Source organism: Jannaschia rubra (assembly GCF_001403735.1).
GTDB classification, from domain to species: Bacteria; Pseudomonadota; Alphaproteobacteria; order Rhodobacterales; family Rhodobacteraceae; genus Jannaschia; species Jannaschia rubra.
On sequence record NZ_CXPG01000006.1, the window covers coordinates 1 to 1,093 of the forward strand.

Annotated in this window: 1 protein-coding gene; it reads right to left on the minus strand. The window is 70.4% G+C overall.

Annotated features, from left to right (window positions below; translation table 11 throughout):
* Positions 1–1,019, minus strand: a 1,019-nt coding sequence (locus tag JAN5088_RS00250; protein WP_144431838.1) for a hypothetical protein, incomplete at its 3' end; no start/stop codon positions are given.
* Positions 1,020–1,093: the final 74 nt, after the last annotated feature.

Genomic DNA, 1,093 nt, shown 5'->3' on the forward strand with positions numbered 1-1,093 from the left:
GCGAGGTGCATCCGGTCGGCCAGCTCAGGGAACAGCTCGCGCCCGGCCTCGTAGCGGTCGTTCATCGTGTCCCGCAGGCCCACACCGAGGCGTGCAGCCACCTCGACCACCCGGTCCGCGCCCTCGCGGATCGCCTCGATGAAGGGCCATGGATCGCTCCAGTCCTTCACCCCGCCCAGCCGGTCGAGCGTCAGCGGCCCCTGGGGCGGCTCGTAGTCCGCTCCCAGCTCCTTGTGGCGGGCGATCTCCTTCTTGAGCCGTAGGACGCCCTCCAGGGCCTCTGCGTCGCTTTCGGACAGCTCCGTGGCCCCGATGGCCGACTTGAGCGTCTGGGGGGCCTCCGAGAGCCCCTCGCGGGCCTTGTCGAGCATCGCCCCGTAGGTCTCGGGGCTGACATGCTGGCGCTGCGTGATCTCCTTGCGGGTGCCGCGCACGATCTCCGGGTCCAGCTTCTCGCCGCACCAGTCGGCCCAGGAGGTCTGGAGGGCGGCGTATTCGTTGCGCTCGCCCGTGGCCCCCTTCAGCTCGCCCAGGGCCTTGTTGGTGGAGATCACCGGCTTGCCGCGGCTTTCCCGGACGGGGGAGACCATCAGATCCACCACCGCGCCGCCCTTCTCGTCGAGATCGAGGCGACTGGCGAAGACCGCGCCCTCCCCGCCCCAGCTTTCCGCCCAGGCCTTCGCCTCGTCGTGGAGCTGGCGGTTCCGGGGATTGGCCGGGTCGTGGAGATCCCCCGCCTGGCTCACCCAGTCCGGGGAGACGACGCAGATGGCCTGGAGGGCGATCGGCGCGCCCTTGCGCTCCCCGGCCCCGGCCTCGGCCTTGTGGACCCGGAAGGCGGCCAGGTAGTCGCGGTCGGTCCCGTCCTCGAGCTTGGACCAGGCCAGGCCGTCCCCCGGCACGGCGCCTTCCCGGACCCGCGCCCGGCCGGTCTCGTCGTGCCGCTGAGCATGGAGGGAGGCCCCGCGCAGCTGGGCGATGGAGGTGATCTTGTTGACGCGGATGGCGGCCTTGAACATGGGGTCAGTATACGGTGCAGGCAGGGCATTGCCATTTAAAATGACAACCCACTAGGCGATTGTCTCCGGCTGCG